The organism is Paenibacillus sp. FSL M7-0802, assembly GCF_038004945.1.
Classification (GTDB): domain Bacteria; phylum Bacillota; class Bacilli; order Paenibacillales; family Paenibacillaceae; genus Paenibacillus; species Paenibacillus polymyxa_B.
The window spans coordinates 5,491,094-5,508,347 of record NZ_JBBOSD010000001.1 but is presented as its reverse complement, the minus strand read 5'-3'; the positions used below and the strand labels follow the sequence as shown (position 1 = coordinate 5,508,347).

Here is a 17,254-nt window from a genome sequence, read left to right as displayed (position 1 = left end):
CCCCTCTTCGTTTCATCGATTACTTGAACCTACTGTTATTCGTTAGTTTAATCATTTGAATGAACTAAAACAACCTTTTTTGGATGAATTCCTTGTTGCTGTAACACTTCCAAGGAGAAACGTACATTTTCAAAGGTATTAGTTGCTTTATCTTCTTTAAGTAATGATTCTGAAGGTACTCCTAACGCTACCCCGACATTTTTTAGAAACTCCCATTCGGCTGTTTCTACATGAGGGATCGTACCACCAGAAGGTAGAATAAATTGAGCGATACCGCTATGGTACAATGTTGCAACTCTTTCCATTAATTGAGGATGACTTGCTCCTGGGAATTAATATAATGTCTGACTGTTCCAACTCTGTTTCGAAAAACATAAAATCACTAATACAATCAAAGGGGAATGACATATGTAGAACTCCTCAGTATTAACACCCTGGAATCCGGTATTTTCGAAGTATTCAAAGACTATCCATTCGCTATTTGGTTAAACTTTCCTGCCCGTTAGCTTCAGACTATTACTTTATTTTTCTGTCTAGAACTTTATTTTCTTCTGACACCTCAATAAAGACCGCAAAGGCTTAAGCCCTTACGGTCTAATTTACTTCTGGCATCCTAAGTCCGATTTCACCTTCCTTGTTGCGGCCCCGACCATAGTCAATAATCACAAAATCCAAAGTCCGATTAATTTTAAGACTGTTTGCTATATTTACAATCGCTCGTCGTCGTTTAACTGCAAATGTCGTAGCTGAGATACCAGGCACATCTTTTCTGTATCCCTTCTCCATATACTGCTGGGCCTTGAGGTATTTTTTACCGTCTATGAACAGCAGCTTAGCAGCAAGTCCCTCGTGTGGATCCCTCATGTTGTTTACGGCGAAGCGGACATTGTTTGTGATGAATTGATAGAATTTGTAATTCATATGCCCTTTGTCCTTTAGGATTACAGCGTTTGCTGTTACACCTGCCGTTAACTTCTGACCTGACTCTCGTTTTGCAATTGCCCCCTCGGCGGAAAGTAACTCATACGCAGACATTCCGTTTTCAATCTACTGGAGAGCAAACTCATAGTTTTTGATCACCTCGATCATATCAACATACTTACTAAGAAGCCACTTTGTTTTTCGAATATCTTCCTGCTCAATGTCCGAAAAAAAGTTTACCTGGATTATCTTTTGTGTATCAGAAGACTCATCTTCAAGACTATTAACTATACACATTTGATCGTCATTCATCGTTTATCATTCCTTTATATAATGTGATAATTTGGTGAAATCGTTATTTTTGGTAGATATATGTAAATCAAAACACTATAATTACCTTACACCATAGTTTGCATACGAAGAAAACAAACTAAGGAGGCTTTACTTTTGAGAAAATCTATTATTGCTTTGGCTGCTGGCACAGTTCTTCTTGGGGCATTGTCTGTACCGTCTTTAGGTTTTGCAGAACAAGCCCCAACTTCAGCAAATATTTCTTCTCAGTCACCATATGATCCGCCTCAAGGGAACAAAAAATGGGTAAGTGGCATCAGAGGTGCAACAGTTAAAGAGGATATGAAATCGACAGTTCCAACTCAAAAATTTTACATGACAGGAGGATTTGGAGGAAATATTAATTTATATAAATGGCAACAAAAAGGCAACAACAAAGTATGCCCATTATATCAAGGCTACATTTACAAAATATTCCCTTAATAATAAAACTAACTTTAAAGTAAGCACTTTTTTTCATAGGTGCTTACTTTTTTCATCGTTATTATTTTCCATATTTAATCCTCACCTCGCTTGCCGGCACAGTCTCAATCAACATATACCTATCTACTTGTACTACACCTATAAACAACAGTACAGCAGCTAATATAGTGGTATATGCGCGTATCATGTGGCATCCTCCTTGACCGCCGCATTCGCAAACACTTTAGATAACTCGATATTAATACACACTTTGCCCTCTGCGCTCGGTGCATTAAAATAATCAGTCCACAGCTGGAAGGCTTTCATGAGTGACCCGTTTAGTCTGGCTATCTCTGCATCCTTTGTTGTATTAGGGATTCAGATTCCTTTTGAGTATCGACGAGTACCTTTATGTTTCCTTTCAATAATTTCATTTTCGGTGTTCGAAAAATACAACCGTTTTTCTATATTATCTGCCCAACTTTTTTCTTTTTCGGCTTCCAGTATCCAGTAAACCATTCGCTTTTCCCAGTCTGGTTTATCTGTCATTGTTGTTCCTCCCCCAGCATTCGTCGTCTTCATCGTCTCCTATAAGACGTTCTGAGCAGCACGGACATAGACGATTGTAACAATCCTCGCATCGCCAAGTAGCCCGCGATTCAGGAGAATCCATCGCTTTTCACTCACTATAGGTTAATCTTCATCGCGATTGTTTCCCGTCGTATGAGTACCACAGTGTATGCATTCTCCTGTCACCCAATCGTCGTCTCGAAATTTCAGTTCTTCTTCTTTTCGATCAATCTCTATATGCAGTTCTGACCAAAAAAATCCTTCTGCCAAAATGCGAAAATCTTCTCCTTGCAAGTCTTCTGTGTCTTCTTGTTTTTCCTTTTCTGATTTGATCAAGTCCATGATCGAATATTCGTGTCCGTCTTGGAAGAAGCGACGCAGTCCGCTTCCTGCTCATTATTCACTACGATTTTCATCTATATATTCTCCCTTTGGTGCCGTGTGACCGACACCCTGTATAGGCTTAATATTCAAATCACGATATCTTATCCCATGTTCAATGGGGCTGCCTAATTCTTCATGTTCATCATCACATTCCCGACAGCAAGCAAACTCCCCATCGTATAACCTCCCTGTAAGTATTTCTCTAGCTTCGCTTATCGGCTTTCCGCAGTTGGCACATCTGGACTTACCATCTTGTTTAATAGCCGATATCGGCCACACATTCATATCTATCATCCTTCCAACGTTCCTGGGTGAGCGTATTGTATTGGTGGTTACTCCCTACCTCATCCACGTAAAACCGCTCTATGTAGCGTTTGAAGTGTATTACCCCACTGTGCTTATCGCTCATTATAGGTATATAGGGTAAGAGGCTGTTATGCCTCAATCCTCTTTGATTTGTCTAATATCTATGTCAATCAGTTCTAATCTCCCTAATTCTTATATTTCTTGTGGGGTTATGATCATATTGGGCTTTTCAGACCGAATCTGCGCTCCGATCTCACGCATTCTATTCCCTTCGTATTCTCCTAGATATACCAACTGTCTCACCGCTACTGTTTCATACACTTTGTATTTACTCACGGGTTATCTCTCCTTTGGTATAGGGGATGCATTGTGTCTCTCTCCTTTATGGAAAGTTGCCCCTCCTTCTTGTCCCCTATGGGTTCAAAACTTTTTAATGCAATGCTCCAAAATACTTTCATGGCATTGGCTTTGTATAAACGGTCTTCGCATCTTCATATGTCAGGCGAAAATATGCACTTTTCTCATCCCATCCGCCTCGTTTTGTAGCTAACCCTTTAGCAACAAGATCATTCCAAACCGATCGACCGTGTCACAGTAAAAATTGTTTTTGTCGGCTTCATGTTGTAGTTAAGCACAAAGCGTGCTCACACTCTCCAACTGTTTCTCGCTAAGTTCCATCTTGTATCCTTCCTCTCTACCCTTCGGGGCCGATAATGACGCAATACACCGCATTAGCTTAGAGGCATATCCACCAAGCCCTCAACACTGAATATCTTCTGCATAAACTATTAAAAAGGAGATGAGATAATGACTAGATTGTTAGATGCTCGAACATCTCAAAATGCAAGCTATGGTAATACAATCTCAATTCCCTTGCCAGCCAATACTCCTGTAGCCATCGCAGAGCTTGGCTTAGACGTGACGGGCGCTGGGGAAAATATGCGTGTACAATTATCAGGGATTGCTGAGCTTTCATTTCCCACTACTCCACCATTTGACTCCGTTATTGCTATTTCTATTGTTAGAGGCACTCTCGACTCTCCTGTTGCTTACGCCCTTTACTCTGTTAGTGTCTCCGAGGCAAATCCCAACGCTGTGCAGGTCGTCACCATTAATGCTTCCGATTACAATGTCCCTCTACCACCATCAAATGAATTGGTGTATACCTTATATCTATTTTGCACAGCGGATGCCACCCGAATAGGAATAGAAAGTTTTAACGCGGTTGCCTATTCAGATTAAAATTACACCTTCAGATGGAGGGCAAAGCCCTCTTATTTTTCTTCTATCCGTCCTTGAGGGACGATACTTTCCATCTGTCGTTCTTTTTTGGTATAGTTTACTTAAAGGGGCTGATCCAATGGGATTCATGCTTATTCTTATTGCGATTATTTTTTTCTCGCTTGGTATTTTAAGTAAACGAAATCCCACTTGGGGATGGCGTGCAAACGAAGCCTGGAAGATCAAAGGTGACTCAGAACCAAGTGATGCTTACATTGATGACATGAAATTTAGAGGCTCTGTATCGATTCTCTTTGGGTTCTTCTTTTTAACATGTGGACTTTTGGTTATATTCCTGTAAGTTCTACTATCTGTTTTCAATCCTCAAATTACCCACATCCATAAGGCACTTGCTGTTTGGCGGCGACTCCCAAAATGTCACTGCTCACGTTTTCAAAAACAGAAATCTGTCTCCTATCCATAGCTTTCAGCAATCGAACTTCCTTAATCTTCAAAGATCAGTCTGCCGCTGTAGTAAGTAGTAAAAATCATTTTTCTCGCATAGTAATTACTCATCTAACCAGCCACCTATAAGGAAGAACAATGTAGAAACTCGACTCGTCACTTTGGAGTGTGAGTAGCTTAGAAGAGCCAGTATACCCGAGTGTAATGACTTCATTTTCTAAGACTTTCAAGGCATCCAACACATATTTGCATTCAACGTTAGTTTGAAATTTTTTCACAGCCGACGTTTATGCACACTTCTACAAAAAAATAGAGATGAATAGCATGGAGAAATATGAGTCTTTTACCGGGAGTCTTCTTCAATAATATTTTTTTTATGGGGAGATTGTGGGGAGAACTAATTAGTCTCAAATGACGGATGGATTACACACACAAAAAAAAAAATCCCTCAACGCTTAGAGCGCCAAGGGATTCCCATTTTAGTAAAGAGTCAGATATTGATCACGTTCCCATTGATGCACTTGGGTGCGATACATATCCCATTCAATTTCCTTAAGCTCATAGAAGTAGGCCAGAGCATGGTCGCCCAGTGCGTCAGAGATAACTTCGCTCCGAATAAGCTCAGACAAAGCTTCTTTCAAGTCTGCAGGCAGACTTGGAATGCCTTCTTCAATCCGCTCTTCCTCAGACATCACGTAAATGTTACGATCAATCGGAGCTGGCAGAGCCAACTGACGTTTGATACCATCCAAACCGGCTCTCAGCATCACTGCCAAGGCCAAATAAGGATTCGCCGCCGGGTCAGGGTTACGAACTTCGACGCGAGTGCTCAGACCACGAGATGCGGGAATCCGAATCATTGGACTGCGATTGCTTGCAGACCAAGCCACATAACAAGGCGCTTCATAACCTGGTACGAGACGTTTGTAGGAATTTACCGTTGGATTCGTGATCGCTGCCATTGCACGTGCATGTTTAAGAATACCAGCCATATAGTGGCGGGCCGTCTGGCTTAATCCGAGTTCATCCGTTTCATCATAAAATACATTTTCATTATCCTTAAACAAGGATTGATTGCAGTGCATACCGGAGCCATTTACACCAAACAAAGGTTTTGGCATAAAGGTAGCATGCAAACCATGCTGACGAGCAATCGTCTTAACAACGAGCTTGAACGTTTGAATCTGGTCGGCAGCTTTAATTGCATCTGCATATTTAAAGTCAATCTCATGCTGACCAGGTGCAACTTCATGATGAGATGCTTCAATTTCGAAGCCCATCTCTTCAAGCTTAAGTACAATTTCACGACGGCAGTTTTCACCTAGATCCATCGGAGCCAGGTCAAAATACCCGCCTTGGTCATTCAGTTCTGTAGTTGGCTCGCCTTTTTCATCCGTTTTGAACAAGAAGAATTCAGGCTCTGGTCCGACATTCATCGAAGTATATCCCAACTCTTCTGCTTCCTTAAGTACACGTTTCAAGATACCCCGCGGGTCGCCTGCAAACGGAACTCCGTCCGGCTTGTAAATATCGCAGATCAAACGAGCTACACGATCCGAGGTTACCCAAGGGAATACAACCCAAGTGTCCAAATCCGGATATAAATACATATCAGATTCTTCAATACGCACATAACCTTCTATGGAAGAACCGTCAAACATCATTTTATTATCCAATGCTTTTTCCAGTTGACTAACCGGAATTTCAACGTTCTTAATAGTGCCCAGCAAATCTGTAAATTGCAAACGAATAAAACGAACATTTTCTTCTTTCGCAATCCGAAGGATATCTTCTCTGCTATAACTCACTCTAACCTCTCCCTTTCTGTAACGACTATATACGAATCGGCTGTTCTATAAATTACTTAAATGATGAGACCGGGTTTTAAAGTAAAGCGACCTTATACCAGGAGGTAAGTCAAAGCATTATCTCTTATTGAAGAACCGTGATAATTCGCCTTGGATCAGGGATACCTGTCCTGGTCTTTTGCCTGCAACAAGTTGTTGTTTCAGTAAGCGGTGAAGCTGAGTATCGGACATTTCACGGCGTTTGACTTCCGTATCTGCTGTAATAACCGTAGCTTCCTCCGATTCCTTGGTAACCGGATTCATGACTTGTTTAATTCCCGCAATGTTAACACCCTTCTCGATCAACGCCTTAATTTCAAGCAGACGCTCTACGTCATTAAAAGAAAAAAGACGTTGGTTTCCCGATGTACGGGCAGGAACTATCAAGTTATGCTGTTCATAATAACGAATCTGACGTGCTGACAAGTCCGTTAGCTTCATGACAATACCTATTGGAAATAAGGCCATATTTCTGCGAATTTCGTCGCCCATTTGTCATCAACCTTCCAGTGATCTATTATTCACCTTATTGTACATTTAGCTGATGCAAAGTGTCAATGACATGTTAGAAAAACTCACAATAATTTACGTTCTTTCATCGTTTGCAGAGCCATAAGCACTCCAAATTTAACATGAGAGTAGGTTAAGCCCCCTTGCATGTAACCAATATAAGGCTCACGAATCGGAGCATCCGCAGATAGTTCCAAACTTCCCCCTTGTATGAACGTACCTGCAGCCATGATAACTGGATGCTCATAACCCGGCATATCCCACGGCTCCGGCACCACATGGCTATCCACGGCAGCCGCACGCTGAATGCCCTGTACAAAAGCAATTAGATGCTCTGGTCCACTAAAAGAAATAGCCTGAATCAAATCTGTACGCTCTTCATGCCAGGCAGGTTTGGTCTCAAATCCCATCTCCTCAAAGACCGCAGCTGCGAATACGCTCCCTTTAACCGCTTGCCCAACCAGTGTTGGAGCAAGGAATAGTCCCTGAAATATGCCTCGTGTAGTACCTAGCATGGCACCTACTTCTCCACCGATTCCAGGTGCAGTTAATCGGTAGGCTGCTAGCTCTACATACTTTTGTTTGCCGGAGATATATCCACCCGTTTCTGCAATGCCACCACCGGGATTTTTAATCAACGAACCTGCCATCAAATCGACACCTACCTGAGTAGGTTCCAGCTTCTCGGTAAATTCACCGTAGCAATTGTCAACAAAGACAATGACGTCAGGTTTTATTTCCTTCACACGTGCTGTCATTTCTTCAATATCTGCTACACTAAACGAAGCTCTCCAATCATAACCGCGTGAACGCTGAATACCGATCACTTTGGTATTGGCATGGATCGCAGCCTCCACCGCTTCCCAGTCCACTTTACCTTCCTCTGTCAGTGCGGTTTCTCCATAAGTAACACCAAAATCCTGCAAAGATCCTGTTCCATCGCCGGGCTTACCAATCACTTTGTGGAGGGTATCATAAGGTCTCCCAGTAATGTACAACAGTTCATCCCCTGGACGCAGCACACCAAATAAAGCAGTGGCAATTGTATGAGTACCCGAGGCAAAATGCGGACGCACCAACGCTGCCTCCGCACCGAACACATCCGCATAGACTTCTTCCAGCACCTCACGTCCCCGGTCATTGTAAGCATATCCCGTAGAACCCGCAAAGTGAAAATCGCTCACTTGCTTCCGCTGGAATGCCTGAATTACCTTCCACTGATTTGAATCTACAATATGATCTATGTGCTGTATACGTTCTTGTATTTTATGTTCTGCCGTTTTCTGAATTTGCTGAATTTCTGGACTAAAAACTACCATTTACCTTCTTGACCCTCTCTCTTACGCAGCCTTAGGCTATTCATGTTATATTATTGTTCACTTTGAACGATGAGCATTATCATTTTATTGACCCAAAAACATCATTAGATGTTAACCTTCTGTGAACTCGCTGAGTGCATGACCGTACTTTTCGTACTCGCCTCTTTGAATCTCAACCTCATAAATGACATCATTGCCATCATACTCTGTCAGCAGTACATCTCCGATTCGATAAAGCACCGAGGTTAAATCTCCACGTTCCGCGGGAATGCGAAATCTCAGCGTATCCCCACTCAGATGCTCTTGAATCAGTTCACGAATGCGCAGCAAATCCCCTTCATCAAAAGCACTAATTTTCAAATAGCCCTCCCCAGAAGGAAGCATTTCCAGTTGCTCAGGGGTACAGGCATCTTTTTTGTTAAATAATACGATCTGAGGCTTGTCCGCAGCCCCTAGCTGCTGCAAGATCGTCTCTACAACTTTCATCTGTTCGTCTCGCATATCCGAGGAAGCGTCCACGACATGCAAAATGAGATGAGCCTCATTCGCCTCCTCCAAAGTAGCCCGGAAGGAAGCAACCAAATCATGAGGAAGATTTTGGATAAAACCGACCGTATCCGTAAGAATAATTTCTTTTCCACTCGGTAGCTCCATTGTTCTGGAGGTAGGATCCAGCGTCGCAAACAGTTGGTTCTCAATATATACATCGGCTGCTGTCAGTTGCTTCAACAGCGTCGATTTGCCCGCATTGGTATAGCCAACAAGTGCGACCTGAACAATACCACTCTTTTGTCTGCGCTCCCTGTGCAAATACCGGTGACGGGTCACTTCCTCCAGTTGGCGTTTCAGATCACTGATTCGGTCACGAATATGACGACGGTCTGTCTCCAGCTTGCTTTCACCAGGACCACGTGTTCCGATTCCGCCACCGAGACGCGAGAGATTTTTGCCATGTCCAGACAAACGGGGGAGTAAATATGACAACTGTGCCAGTTCAACCTGAATAATACCTTCCCGTGTTTTTGCACGTTGAGCAAAAATGTCCAGAATCAACTGTGTTCGGTCAATAATTTTGAGATCCAGACTTTCTTCCAGATTTCGTACCTGAGCTCCCGAGAGCTCCTGATCAAAAATAGCTGTATTCGCTCCCAATTCTTCAGCAACTGCACGCAATTCCTCTACTTTTCCTTTGCCAATAAACCATTTTGAATCCTTGGCTTCCTTATTCTGTGTCAGGACGCTCAGTACTTCAACTCCCGCTGTCTCAGCCAATTTCACCAGCTCATCCAACGAGTATTCCGTATTGATGCCAGATCGTTTGACTTCATCCGTAATCAGACTGACCAGTACCGCCTTGTCCTGCATTTCAGTTTGTGTATCATGAGTGGAGTTCGCCATATTGTTTGCTCCTTTATTTTCATGTCAACTCTCGAACAGAGACCGACCTGATGTTCAGGCCGGCCCCCGTTCGATGTCATACCATTCGATGTGATTCAGACTCCTATTATCGCCTATCTTTTGTCCATTTTCAAATCCTCTGGACGCAGCGTCATCAATTCCTGCTTGCCGGGTTGCCCGCTCCGGTACTGATTGAGCAACCTCACAGCTTGGTGCCGAATCGCTTTTTCAATCACGTTACGAACATAGCGTGCATTACTAAATGCATGAAGACTGTCATTACGCTCGTTTAGCAAATGCTCCTTCATTTTAATTATGGACTGAGGCATGAGAATATAATCCCGCTCCTTGGCCATCAGCTCGGAAATTTGGATAAGCTGATCTACAGTATAATCAGGAAAATCCAACTGGATTGGAAAGCGAGAAGGAAGACCAGGATTCGTTCGTAAAAAAAAGTCCATTTCCCCCGAGTATCCAGCGAGAATCAAAATAAATTGATTTTTTTGATCTTCCATGGACTTTACCAAGGTATCAATCGCTTCTTTTCCAAAATCCTTTTCCCCTCCGCGTGCCAAACTGTAAGCCTCATCAATGAACAACACGCCGCCAAGAGATTTCTTTACCAGATCTCGCGTTTTCTGTGCAGTGTGCCCAATATACTCACCGACCAGATCAGCCCTCTCCACCTCAATCAGATGACCTTTGCTCAGTACCCCCATTTTTTGCAGCATTTTAGCGATAATGCGGGCTACTGTCGTTTTCCCCGTACCTGGATTTCCTTTGAAAATCATGTGATATACGTGTGCATTGCTCAACAATCCCGCATCCGTGCGCATATGGGCGATTTGCAAAAAGGCATATACCTCAAATACCAGGTCTTTGATGTTATCCAAGCCGACGAGATGATCGAGTTCTTTCTGAATTTCCTGATAAAGACTGAGATACTGCGGTAGCGCCTGTGACTTGGTTGAAGCCACTGCTTCCGTCTCGTCCACAGTCACCGAAGCTATCGGCTCCGGGCTACGCAGCACGACATTAATTTGTCTGGAAGGTCTCTCCTCCGACCGCTTGCCCGCGGCGATTCCCCGTCCGTTCATGCATCCATCACCTCAACATTTCTTCAGGCACAGCTTACCCTATTAATGTATTCGGTCTGGCATGTCCTTATTAGCATAAAAGCAACGGGAACGTGCACAAAGCCTTTTCTTAAATTCAGGCAACCCAAGTTTGAGCGCTGATCCACCACCGTTGCAGCGTCCATTTAGCGTATGCCAATACTTCTCTTGATTGATGAATTGGCATATTGAGCACTTTGGATTCCGTCAGAGCCATCTGAGGATGATCAAAATTCAAGAATTGAGCAATCTCCATCGCCCGAGGGCCATGATAGCTATGTGTAATGATCACGGTGGAGGTCCATCCATATTCCTTCATAATGCGCTGGCTATAGAGCAGATTTTCGTAAGTACTGGTCGCATGGTTTTCCAACACAATATGCTGTACAGGGACCCCTTTATCTACCAAATAGCGTTGCATGCCCTCAGCCTCCGTATACGGAAAATCTGGTTTATCCAGTCCCCCACTTACAATTAGACGCTGTACCGTCCCGTTGCGGTATAAGTGCAGGGCTTCTTCCAGCCTTTCCTTCAATCCAGGACTGGGCTCAGCTCCCCACATAGAAGCACCTAGTACGATACCAATTTGCACTTGCTGGAGCGGAGTGGTAGAGGCAGCCGTATTCATGTTCCACACTCGGATACCTGCCCATACCAATCCGACCAAAATGAAAATCATCAAACAAAGTACAAGACGCTTGGATACCATAGATATTTTCTTAAGGCGACTCTGCCTGCTTTTCAACTCAGGACGTTTGGGCCCAGTGTCTTTAATCCACTGCAAAACTTTCACCGTTCTCTCTTGAAATCACCGTTGTGAAACCATTCTGCCCGGTGTTTCAGTGACATTTTAAAATAGGGGAACACGTGGGCATCTATCTGATGTAACACATCAGCCGCTGTACGGTTAGCCAATTCTGCCTCTTGCGTTGAGATATGCCCCCGTTGTAACGCCTCCTCCAATTCATCCTCATCCACTAGGAAGATTTCACCGTTTTTAAGCACCACAACATCTAAATACAAATCGTCAAACCAAGGGACTCCTTGATCGGTCACACCCTGATTTCGGCAGGTATCAATATACCATTCAACGATTTGCTCCCGATTATCAAACATAGCAGTCACCACGTAGTGCTCACCTTTTGGATAATATTGCAGCCAGGAATATCCTTTATCGGCTATGCAAAACGTATGACCACCGTAACTTTTCCATAACGGCTCCTTGAGACTCAAAATTGTATACAGGGTCACATATCCTGTAAACGCGTCACTTTCTACATACCGGCAAGCAAACTTGCGATTGGTGATTCTGCGCCAGTTGGCCCGGTCTCCGAATTTGCGCTTCATAAATGATGTTCCTCTCCAACATTGGTAAAACCAGCTTACCATATTTAAACTGTACACTCAAAAAGAACCCCTTTAAAACAGCAAAAAAGGTATTCTCAGACCAGTTCACGGACTGAGAATACCTTTGATTTGAAACAAATTCAACTTGCATAAAGCAATACTTGCTAATTCCGATTGTGACGTCCACGATTGGAGTTCGAATGACCGTTGGAATTGCCTTCTTGAGTTCCATCCGTTGTAACTTCAGTCGTAGATGCATCCGTGTTTTCTGGATTTACCATAGTATCTTCATCAGAAATGCCTGCATCCGGTGTAGTAGTCTGACCATTTCCCTGATTAGTATCGTTTCCATTGCCGGAATTTCCACTATTGTTACCTGTGCCGCCAGCACCATTCCCATTAGTATCCCCAGGAGATGCCGGAACCTGACCTGAGCCATTATTGTTATTGATACCGCCAGGAGATGTATTTCCCTGATCTGTACCGTTTTGTCCGTCTGTAGCCCCGCCATTATCCGGTAAGGTTCCATTCTCGTTTGGATCAGTCCCTGGCTGTGGATCAACCGGAGTAGTCTCTGCCGGAATTTCCACACGGATCGTATTAGAAGCCTCGGATTCTTTACCATCTGCCCCATAAGCTACTACATAATATTCATACGTGTTTCCAGCTATAGGAGACGTGTCTTCACCACTCGTGCCCTTCATGGCCTCCATGATTGCCGTAAAGCCTGTATCGGAAGTCCCCTTGCGATACACGCGGTATTGTACATTATCCCCCGTAGCCGCAGTCCAGGATAACGATACAATTTGGGTGTCCTGACTATAAGACCCGCTCAGTCCGCTCGGAGCGGTAGCCTGAACCGGCTCTTCTGGCTTCTGCTCAACTGGTGGTTCATATCCCTTCGGCTCGCTGAATTGCGTAACCGGGTGTCCCTTGAGAGCTTCACCCATGACCCTTCCGAAAAAGGCTGCCGACTGCCCACTGTAGTTTCTCAGCATATGCTTGCTGTCCGGCTTGTCATAACCCATCCATACCGCTCCGGTATATTCCGGTGTATAACCGACAAACCAGATGTCCCGGTTACCACTGTTACCGCTAATCCCACTTTGGGTCGTACCCGTTTTACCAGCTACAGGCCAGTCAATACGTGCTTTGCGACCTGTACCGCTATTGACTACATTTTGCATCATTTGTGTCATTTCATAAGCCGTTTTTTCACTCATTACAGATTTAGTTTCCTCTTCATGAGTATAAACAACTTGATCATCACTATTGTTAATTCGCTTAATAGAATAAGCTTTTTGGAATTGTCCTTTATTGGCAAAAGCGCTGTACGCCTGCGCCATTTCAAGGGTATTCGTTCCTTTGCTTAATCCACCCAATGCGATAGCAAGTGAGTGATCATTTTTGTCCATCGGAATTCCTACGCTCTCGGCAAATTGAACCCCTTTTTCCACACCGATTTGGTTCAGCAACCATACAGGCGGAATATTTTCAGATTTCGTAATGGCGTCGAGCATGCTGATGGTCGACGAGTAACCATGCAAGTTTTTCGGACTGTATCCGTTAAAACTCTGGCGTTCGTTACTCAAAGGGGTATCCATCGTAAACTTACCGGATTCAAGAGCTGGCGCATAGGCTACAATCGGCTTAAAGGCCGATCCTGGCTGTCTGCGGCTCTGTGTCGCACGATTGAAGGTTCCCTTTTTGTAATCCCGTCCGGGTGCCATCGCGGCAATTCCACCTGTCTGGTTGTTAATAATGACCATCGAGGCTTGAACAGGCTGATCGTCCGGACTTTTTTCGAACATGTCATCATCTGCCATCGCCTGATCCAGCGCATTTTGAGCCTGGGCATCCATTGTGGTATGAATTTTATAACCACCAATAATCAGATCATTACCGCTAACTCCTGGCAACGCATCCTCTGCCTCATCCATGACATATTCCATAAAATTTTGATACTTTTGAACTTTTTCCGGCTGTTTGTAATCGTAATTTACAGCTTTGGCCTCTTCCATCTCTTGCTTCCCAATCATCCCTTGCTCAAACATCAGCTGGAGAACCACAGCACGCCGGGCCTTTGAGTTTTCTGGGTTACTAATCGGATTATACTTGGATGGCCCTTTTGGAATAGCTGCCAGTGTAGCGACCTGCCACAATTTTAATTTATTCAAATCCGTTTGCCCAAAATAGCCTTCCGACGCTGCCTTAATTCCAGAATACGAGCGTCCAAACCAAATCCGGTTCAGGTAAAGTGTAATAATTTCATCTTTAGTCAAATTCCGCTCCAGCGCCATTGCGATGGATACCTCTGTCGCTTTACGGAAAAAGGTTTTGTCACGTGTCAAAAACAAGTTTTTGGCCAGCTGCTGAGTCAGCGTACTGCCGCCCTCCACTGCCGAACGGGCCACGATATCCTTAACGGCTGCCCGGCCGATAGACCAAATATCAACCCCTTGATGCTCCATAAAACGCTTATCCTCGGTTGCGATAAATGCTTTTTTGAGCAGCGGTGGAATTTCTTCACTTTTGACAGGATCGCTTTTTTGCACAGACAACTCACCCATGAGCACACCGTTGCGGTCATAAACCTTCGATGTCTCGTTCACTGTAATTTTGTCCTTGTTGGCTTTGTAAATTTTTTCGCCATTAACCATGACAAATAAGTATCCACCAAGTGCGCAAAATATGGCTAACGCCGCTGTAATAAATAGCGTCCACCCCACTCGCTTACCTGTTATTTTCTTTTTCTTGCCCTTCGGCTTCTCTTTAGATGTGTTTCTATTGCGATTGCCGGATCTGGACAATGAATCGTTTGGCATTCCCCTGACTCCCTTTCGCGAATAATCATATGATACCTAACATAAGCTTAAAGCTAGCTGTCGGCAGCATGAAAGTAAACGGAATGAAAAGAACAACCCTGATCAGGTTGCTCCCGGTCACATTCCTATACAGTTAGACGAGACGGGCGCCTGAAAAGTTTCATGAACCCGGGCGACCGTCAAGCCGTAATCAGTTATCGCTAGCGTTATCCTGTTGCTGTACAAGCGATACATTGCGTTGCGGTGTAAAGGTGGAGATGGCATGCTTGTAAATCAGCTGTTGCTTTCCATCCGAGTCGATAACAATCGTAAAATTGTCAAATGCTTTAATCGTCCCTCGCACCTGAAATCCATTGATGAGGTATACCGTTACAGGTATAGAATCCTTGCGCAATTGATTCAGAAACGTATCTTGGATATTAATGGACTTGTTCATTTTAGCCGTACCCCCAATAATCATTTGGATTGTTTTGAAGTATATTCAAGGTCTGTCCGGAACTTTCCTGCTATAATTTCGTGTATTCGGGCTGCATGAGCAGAAAAATTTCCGAAATCAGTGACATCTACCCACTGGATATCCTTCATATGGCGAAACCACGAGAGCTGTCGCTTCGCAAAATGACGCGTATCCCGTTTTAGCCAAGTCACCGCCTCTTCCAAAGACACTTCTCCCCGCAGGTAGGAGGATATCTCTTTATAGCCTAGACCTTGCATGGAGATGGCATCGCTTCGCACTCCCCGTTCCATTAAGGAGGTTACCTCAGCAACAAGCCCTTGATCGAGCATCCCGTCAATTCGGTCTTCAATACGTTTATATAGCATTTGCCTATCCATTGTCAAACCTACAATGCAGAGTTGGTAGGGAGATTCCTTTTTTTGACTGGCAAGTTGAGAGCTAAGTGTCGTTCCGCTAACATGGTAAATTTCGAGTGCCCGAACGACACGACGACGATCATTAGGATGCAAACGAAGTGCACTTTCGGGATCAACCGCCTGTAGTCGCGCATGAAGCGCCTCAGCTCCAAACTGTTCGGCATAGTCAAGCTGTTCCTGACGAAAAGCTTCGTCAGCCCCTACCTCGGAAAACTGGTATTCATAGCAGACTGATTCTACATATAAACCTGTTCCGCCTACGATAAACGGTAGCTTTCCTCTAGATTGAATATCAGGTATGAGACGACGACAGTCTTCCTGAAATTGGGCTACTGAATATGGGTATTCTGGCTCATGAATATCAATTAAATGGTGCTTGATTCCTTCCATTTCCTGTTCGGAAATTTTGGCGGTTCCAACGTCCATACGACGGTATACCTGCATGGAATCCCCGGAAATAATTTCTGCGTCAAATTGTCGAGCCATCTCGATGCTTAGTTTCGTCTTGCCAACCGCAGTCGGGCCAACAAGAACAAGTAGTTTAGGCTTAGGTGCCACTGTCAATATCAATCACTCCGTACACTGTTTTCGTTGTGCCCCGCTGCTCCACACGGAAGCCGAGGCGGGCAAATTCCCCGCTACCCCGTTTTTCTTTTAATACAATTGTTTTTCGTGCAATCCGTTTCGCATGAATAATACTTTCCTCACTCAACGCGTCTGGGTTAGCCAACCCTCTCAATGGACCGATTGCGCTGGAATCGAGCAACGGATCACGGAACATGGGGTCAAAATAAATAATATCTATACTGCGATCCGGCAAACTACGCAAATAGTCCAAATGATGACCAAAACGAACGTCAATGTTGGAAAAGGCCTGATCTACTTCAGCGTTGCCGGAACGGTAATGCCTCATTCCATCCTTGATTAAAGCGTAGACGGGGAAAGAACTCTCCACAGCAGTGACTTGTCCAGAGCTTCCCGTTCCAATTGAAAATAGAAGAGAATCCGTACCAAGTCCTGCGGTGCAATCCAGAACAGTATCACCCGGGACGATCCGGGCAGCCGTCAACATCGGGTCAGGTTCACCCTTTAATACCCGTTTGGCGCGAATGAAGCCCATACTCGGGTGAAAAACCATCGGTGATTGTTCTGGACTAATCAGCCTCACTTCGCTCTGCACCAGAACCAACGCTTGGCGGACTCTGTGAGCCGCAATTAGCTTAGCTACCGATATGCCACGACGAGGGGCGTACAGCACCCCTAACTCGGCTGCAAGCAGCTTCGCTCGCTCCATAACCTCAGCCGAAGGGGAATCCCCTGTCGTGACCAGTAATTCGACTTGCTTCTCCCGTAGCCTCGACCGCTCTTCTTCTTCATGGTTTTCCCGATCCTGCAACATA

At 44.4% G+C, this 17,254-nt stretch carries 20 protein-coding genes and 1 pseudogene; 3 read left to right on the top strand and 18 right to left on the bottom strand.

Annotated features, from left to right (window positions below):
* Window positions 1-47: 47 nt before the first annotated feature.
* Both MHB54_RS25185 and MHB54_RS25180 read right to left on the bottom strand, forming a co-directional pair.
* Window positions 48-305, bottom strand: a complete 258-nt coding sequence (locus MHB54_RS25185) for a YdcF family protein (RefSeq protein ID WP_071558643.1) — start codon at window positions 303-305, stop codon at window positions 48-50.
* 289 nt (window positions 306-594) lie between these two features.
* Window positions 595-1,233, bottom strand: a pseudogene (locus MHB54_RS25180) (hypothetical protein).
* Window positions 1,234-1,368: 135 nt separating this feature from the next.
* Between MHB54_RS25180 and MHB54_RS25175 the strand changes: the two are divergent.
* On the top strand, window positions 1,369-1,695 hold the full coding sequence (locus tag MHB54_RS25175) for a hypothetical protein (protein ID WP_023989029.1): 327 nt from the start codon (window positions 1,369-1,371) through the stop codon (window positions 1,693-1,695).
* Window positions 1,696-1,756: 61 nt separating this feature from the next.
* Here the strand turns inward: MHB54_RS25175 and MHB54_RS25170 are convergent, their stop codons facing one another.
* From MHB54_RS25170 to MHB54_RS25150, 5 genes are all read right to left on the bottom strand, one after another.
* Window positions 1,757-1,882 (bottom strand): hypothetical protein, encoded by a 126-nt coding sequence (locus tag MHB54_RS25170; protein ID WP_023989030.1) that lies wholly within the window; start codon window positions 1,880-1,882, stop codon window positions 1,757-1,759.
* 170 nt (window positions 1,883-2,052) lie between these two features.
* A complete protein-coding gene (locus tag MHB54_RS25165) occupies window positions 2,053-2,223 on the bottom strand; it encodes a hypothetical protein (RefSeq protein WP_023989032.1) in 171 nt (56 codons plus the stop codon).
* A gap of 144 nt (window positions 2,224-2,367) precedes the next feature.
* Window positions 2,368-2,586, bottom strand: coding sequence for a hypothetical protein (locus tag MHB54_RS25160; RefSeq protein ID WP_264453675.1), 219 nt, complete (start codon window positions 2,584-2,586; stop codon window positions 2,368-2,370).
* 54 nt (window positions 2,587-2,640) lie between these two features.
* Window positions 2,641-2,913, bottom strand: a complete 273-nt coding sequence (locus tag MHB54_RS25155) for a hypothetical protein (RefSeq protein WP_071653168.1) — start codon at window positions 2,911-2,913, stop codon at window positions 2,641-2,643.
* A gap of 213 nt (window positions 2,914-3,126) precedes the next feature.
* Window positions 3,127-3,270 (bottom strand): hypothetical protein, encoded by a 144-nt coding sequence (locus MHB54_RS25150; protein WP_155613685.1) that lies wholly within the window; start codon window positions 3,268-3,270, stop codon window positions 3,127-3,129.
* 471 nt (window positions 3,271-3,741) lie between these two features.
* Between MHB54_RS25150 and MHB54_RS25145 the strand changes: the two genes are divergently transcribed.
* Entirely contained in the window at window positions 3,742-4,176 is a 435-nt protein-coding gene (locus tag MHB54_RS25145) for a hypothetical protein (RefSeq protein ID WP_023989036.1), read from the top strand.
* Complete coding sequence (locus MHB54_RS25140) at window positions 4,160-4,516, top strand: DUF6199 family natural product biosynthesis protein (protein WP_254664506.1); 357 nt, start codon at window positions 4,160-4,162, stop codon at window positions 4,514-4,516. The genes MHB54_RS25145 and MHB54_RS25140 overlap by 17 nt, the downstream gene beginning before the upstream one ends.
* Before the next feature lie 583 nt (window positions 4,517-5,099).
* On the opposite strand, the gene glnA is transcribed toward MHB54_RS25140, so the two are convergent.
* The 11 genes from glnA to MHB54_RS25085 form a co-directional block, all read right to left on the bottom strand.
* Window positions 5,100-6,428 carry a type I glutamate--ammonia ligase gene (glnA, locus tag MHB54_RS25135; protein ID WP_013310575.1) on the bottom strand — a complete coding sequence of 443 codons (1,329 nt, stop codon included), beginning with the start codon at window positions 6,426-6,428 and terminating at the stop codon, window positions 5,100-5,102.
* Between the two features lie 117 nt (window positions 6,429-6,545).
* On the bottom strand, window positions 6,546-6,959 hold the full coding sequence (locus MHB54_RS25130; protein ID WP_007430683.1) for a MerR family transcriptional regulator: 414 nt from the start codon (window positions 6,957-6,959) through the stop codon (window positions 6,546-6,548).
* An 83-nt stretch (window positions 6,960-7,042) separates the two neighbouring features.
* Window positions 7,043-8,296: a methionine gamma-lyase family protein gene (locus MHB54_RS25125; protein ID WP_264453673.1), complete on the bottom strand. Its 1,254-nt coding sequence runs from the start codon at window positions 8,294-8,296 to the stop codon at window positions 7,043-7,045.
* 111 nt (window positions 8,297-8,407) lie between these two features.
* Window positions 8,408-9,694, bottom strand: a complete 1,287-nt coding sequence (gene hflX, locus MHB54_RS25120; RefSeq protein WP_264453672.1) for a GTPase HflX — start codon at window positions 9,692-9,694, stop codon at window positions 8,408-8,410.
* A gap of 113 nt (window positions 9,695-9,807) precedes the next feature.
* A complete protein-coding gene (locus tag MHB54_RS25115) occupies window positions 9,808-10,791 on the bottom strand; it encodes an AAA family ATPase (RefSeq protein WP_071558585.1) in 984 nt (327 codons plus the stop codon).
* Window positions 10,792-10,906: 115 nt separating this feature from the next.
* The gene (locus MHB54_RS25110; protein WP_023989041.1) at window positions 10,907-11,602 is read right to left on the bottom strand and encodes a YdcF family protein; all 696 of its coding nucleotides are present in this window, start codon (window positions 11,600-11,602) and stop codon (window positions 10,907-10,909) included.
* The gene (locus tag MHB54_RS25105) at window positions 11,599-12,156 is read right to left on the bottom strand and encodes a DUF402 domain-containing protein (protein WP_013310580.1); all 558 of its coding nucleotides are present in this window, start codon (window positions 12,154-12,156) and stop codon (window positions 11,599-11,601) included. The genes MHB54_RS25110 and MHB54_RS25105 overlap by 4 nt, the downstream gene beginning before the upstream one ends.
* 164 nt (window positions 12,157-12,320) lie before the next feature.
* Window positions 12,321-14,981: a PBP1A family penicillin-binding protein gene (locus MHB54_RS25100; RefSeq protein ID WP_264453670.1), complete on the bottom strand. Its 2,661-nt coding sequence runs from the start codon at window positions 14,979-14,981 to the stop codon at window positions 12,321-12,323.
* 190 nt (window positions 14,982-15,171) lie between these two features.
* Window positions 15,172-15,417 (bottom strand): RNA chaperone Hfq, encoded by a 246-nt coding sequence (gene hfq / locus MHB54_RS25095; RefSeq protein ID WP_023989043.1) that lies wholly within the window; start codon window positions 15,415-15,417, stop codon window positions 15,172-15,174.
* A 20-nt stretch (window positions 15,418-15,437) separates the two neighbouring features.
* A complete protein-coding gene (gene miaA, locus MHB54_RS25090; RefSeq protein WP_023989044.1) occupies window positions 15,438-16,418 on the bottom strand; it encodes a tRNA (adenosine(37)-N6)-dimethylallyltransferase MiaA in 981 nt (326 codons plus the stop codon).
* The gene (locus MHB54_RS25085) at window positions 16,402-17,253 is read right to left on the bottom strand and encodes a class I SAM-dependent methyltransferase (RefSeq protein WP_076264858.1); all 852 of its coding nucleotides are present in this window, start codon (window positions 17,251-17,253) and stop codon (window positions 16,402-16,404) included. Before MHB54_RS25085 ends, miaA begins: the two co-directional genes overlap by 17 nt.
* Window position 17,254: the final 1 nt, after the last annotated feature.

Bases quoted from the DNA above. Each gene is read 5' to 3' on its own strand.
- MHB54_RS25085 (WP_076264858.1), bottom strand. From the start codon at position 17,253: ATGTTGCAGGATCGGGAAAACCATGAAGAAGAAGAGCGGTCGAGGCTA.
- hflX (WP_264453672.1), bottom strand. From the start codon at position 9,694: ATGGCGAACTCCACTCATGATACACAAACTGAAATGCAGGACAAGGCG.
- MHB54_RS25155 (WP_071653168.1), bottom strand. From the start codon at position 2,913: ATGAATGTGTGGCCGATATCGGCTATTAAACAAGATGGTAAGTCCAGA.
- MHB54_RS25170 (WP_023989030.1), bottom strand. From the start codon at position 1,882: ATGATACGCGCATATACCACTATATTAGCTGCTGTACTGTTGTTTATA.
- MHB54_RS25185 (WP_071558643.1), bottom strand. From the start codon at position 305: ATGGAAAGAGTTGCAACATTGTACCATAGCGGTATCGCTCAATTTATT.
- MHB54_RS25100 (WP_264453670.1), bottom strand. From the start codon at position 14,981: ATGCCAAACGATTCATTGTCCAGATCCGGCAATCGCAATAGAAACACA.
- MHB54_RS25105 (WP_013310580.1), bottom strand. From the start codon at position 12,156: ATGAAGCGCAAATTCGGAGACCGGGCCAACTGGCGCAGAATCACCAAT.
- hfq (WP_023989043.1), bottom strand. From the start codon at position 15,417: ATGAACAAGTCCATTAATATCCAAGATACGTTTCTGAATCAATTGCGC.
- MHB54_RS25160 (WP_264453675.1), bottom strand. From the start codon at position 2,586: ATGGACTTGATCAAATCAGAAAAGGAAAAACAAGAAGACACAGAAGAC.
- MHB54_RS25115 (WP_071558585.1), bottom strand. From the start codon at position 10,791: ATGAACGGACGGGGAATCGCCGCGGGCAAGCGGTCGGAGGAGAGACCT.
- MHB54_RS25145 (WP_023989036.1), top strand. From the start codon at position 3,742: ATGACTAGATTGTTAGATGCTCGAACATCTCAAAATGCAAGCTATGGT.
- MHB54_RS25130 (WP_007430683.1), bottom strand. From the start codon at position 6,959: ATGGGCGACGAAATTCGCAGAAATATGGCCTTATTTCCAATAGGTATT.
- MHB54_RS25125 (WP_264453673.1), bottom strand. From the start codon at position 8,296: ATGGTAGTTTTTAGTCCAGAAATTCAGCAAATTCAGAAAACGGCAGAA.
- MHB54_RS25165 (WP_023989032.1), bottom strand. From the start codon at position 2,223: ATGACAGATAAACCAGACTGGGAAAAGCGAATGGTTTACTGGATACTG.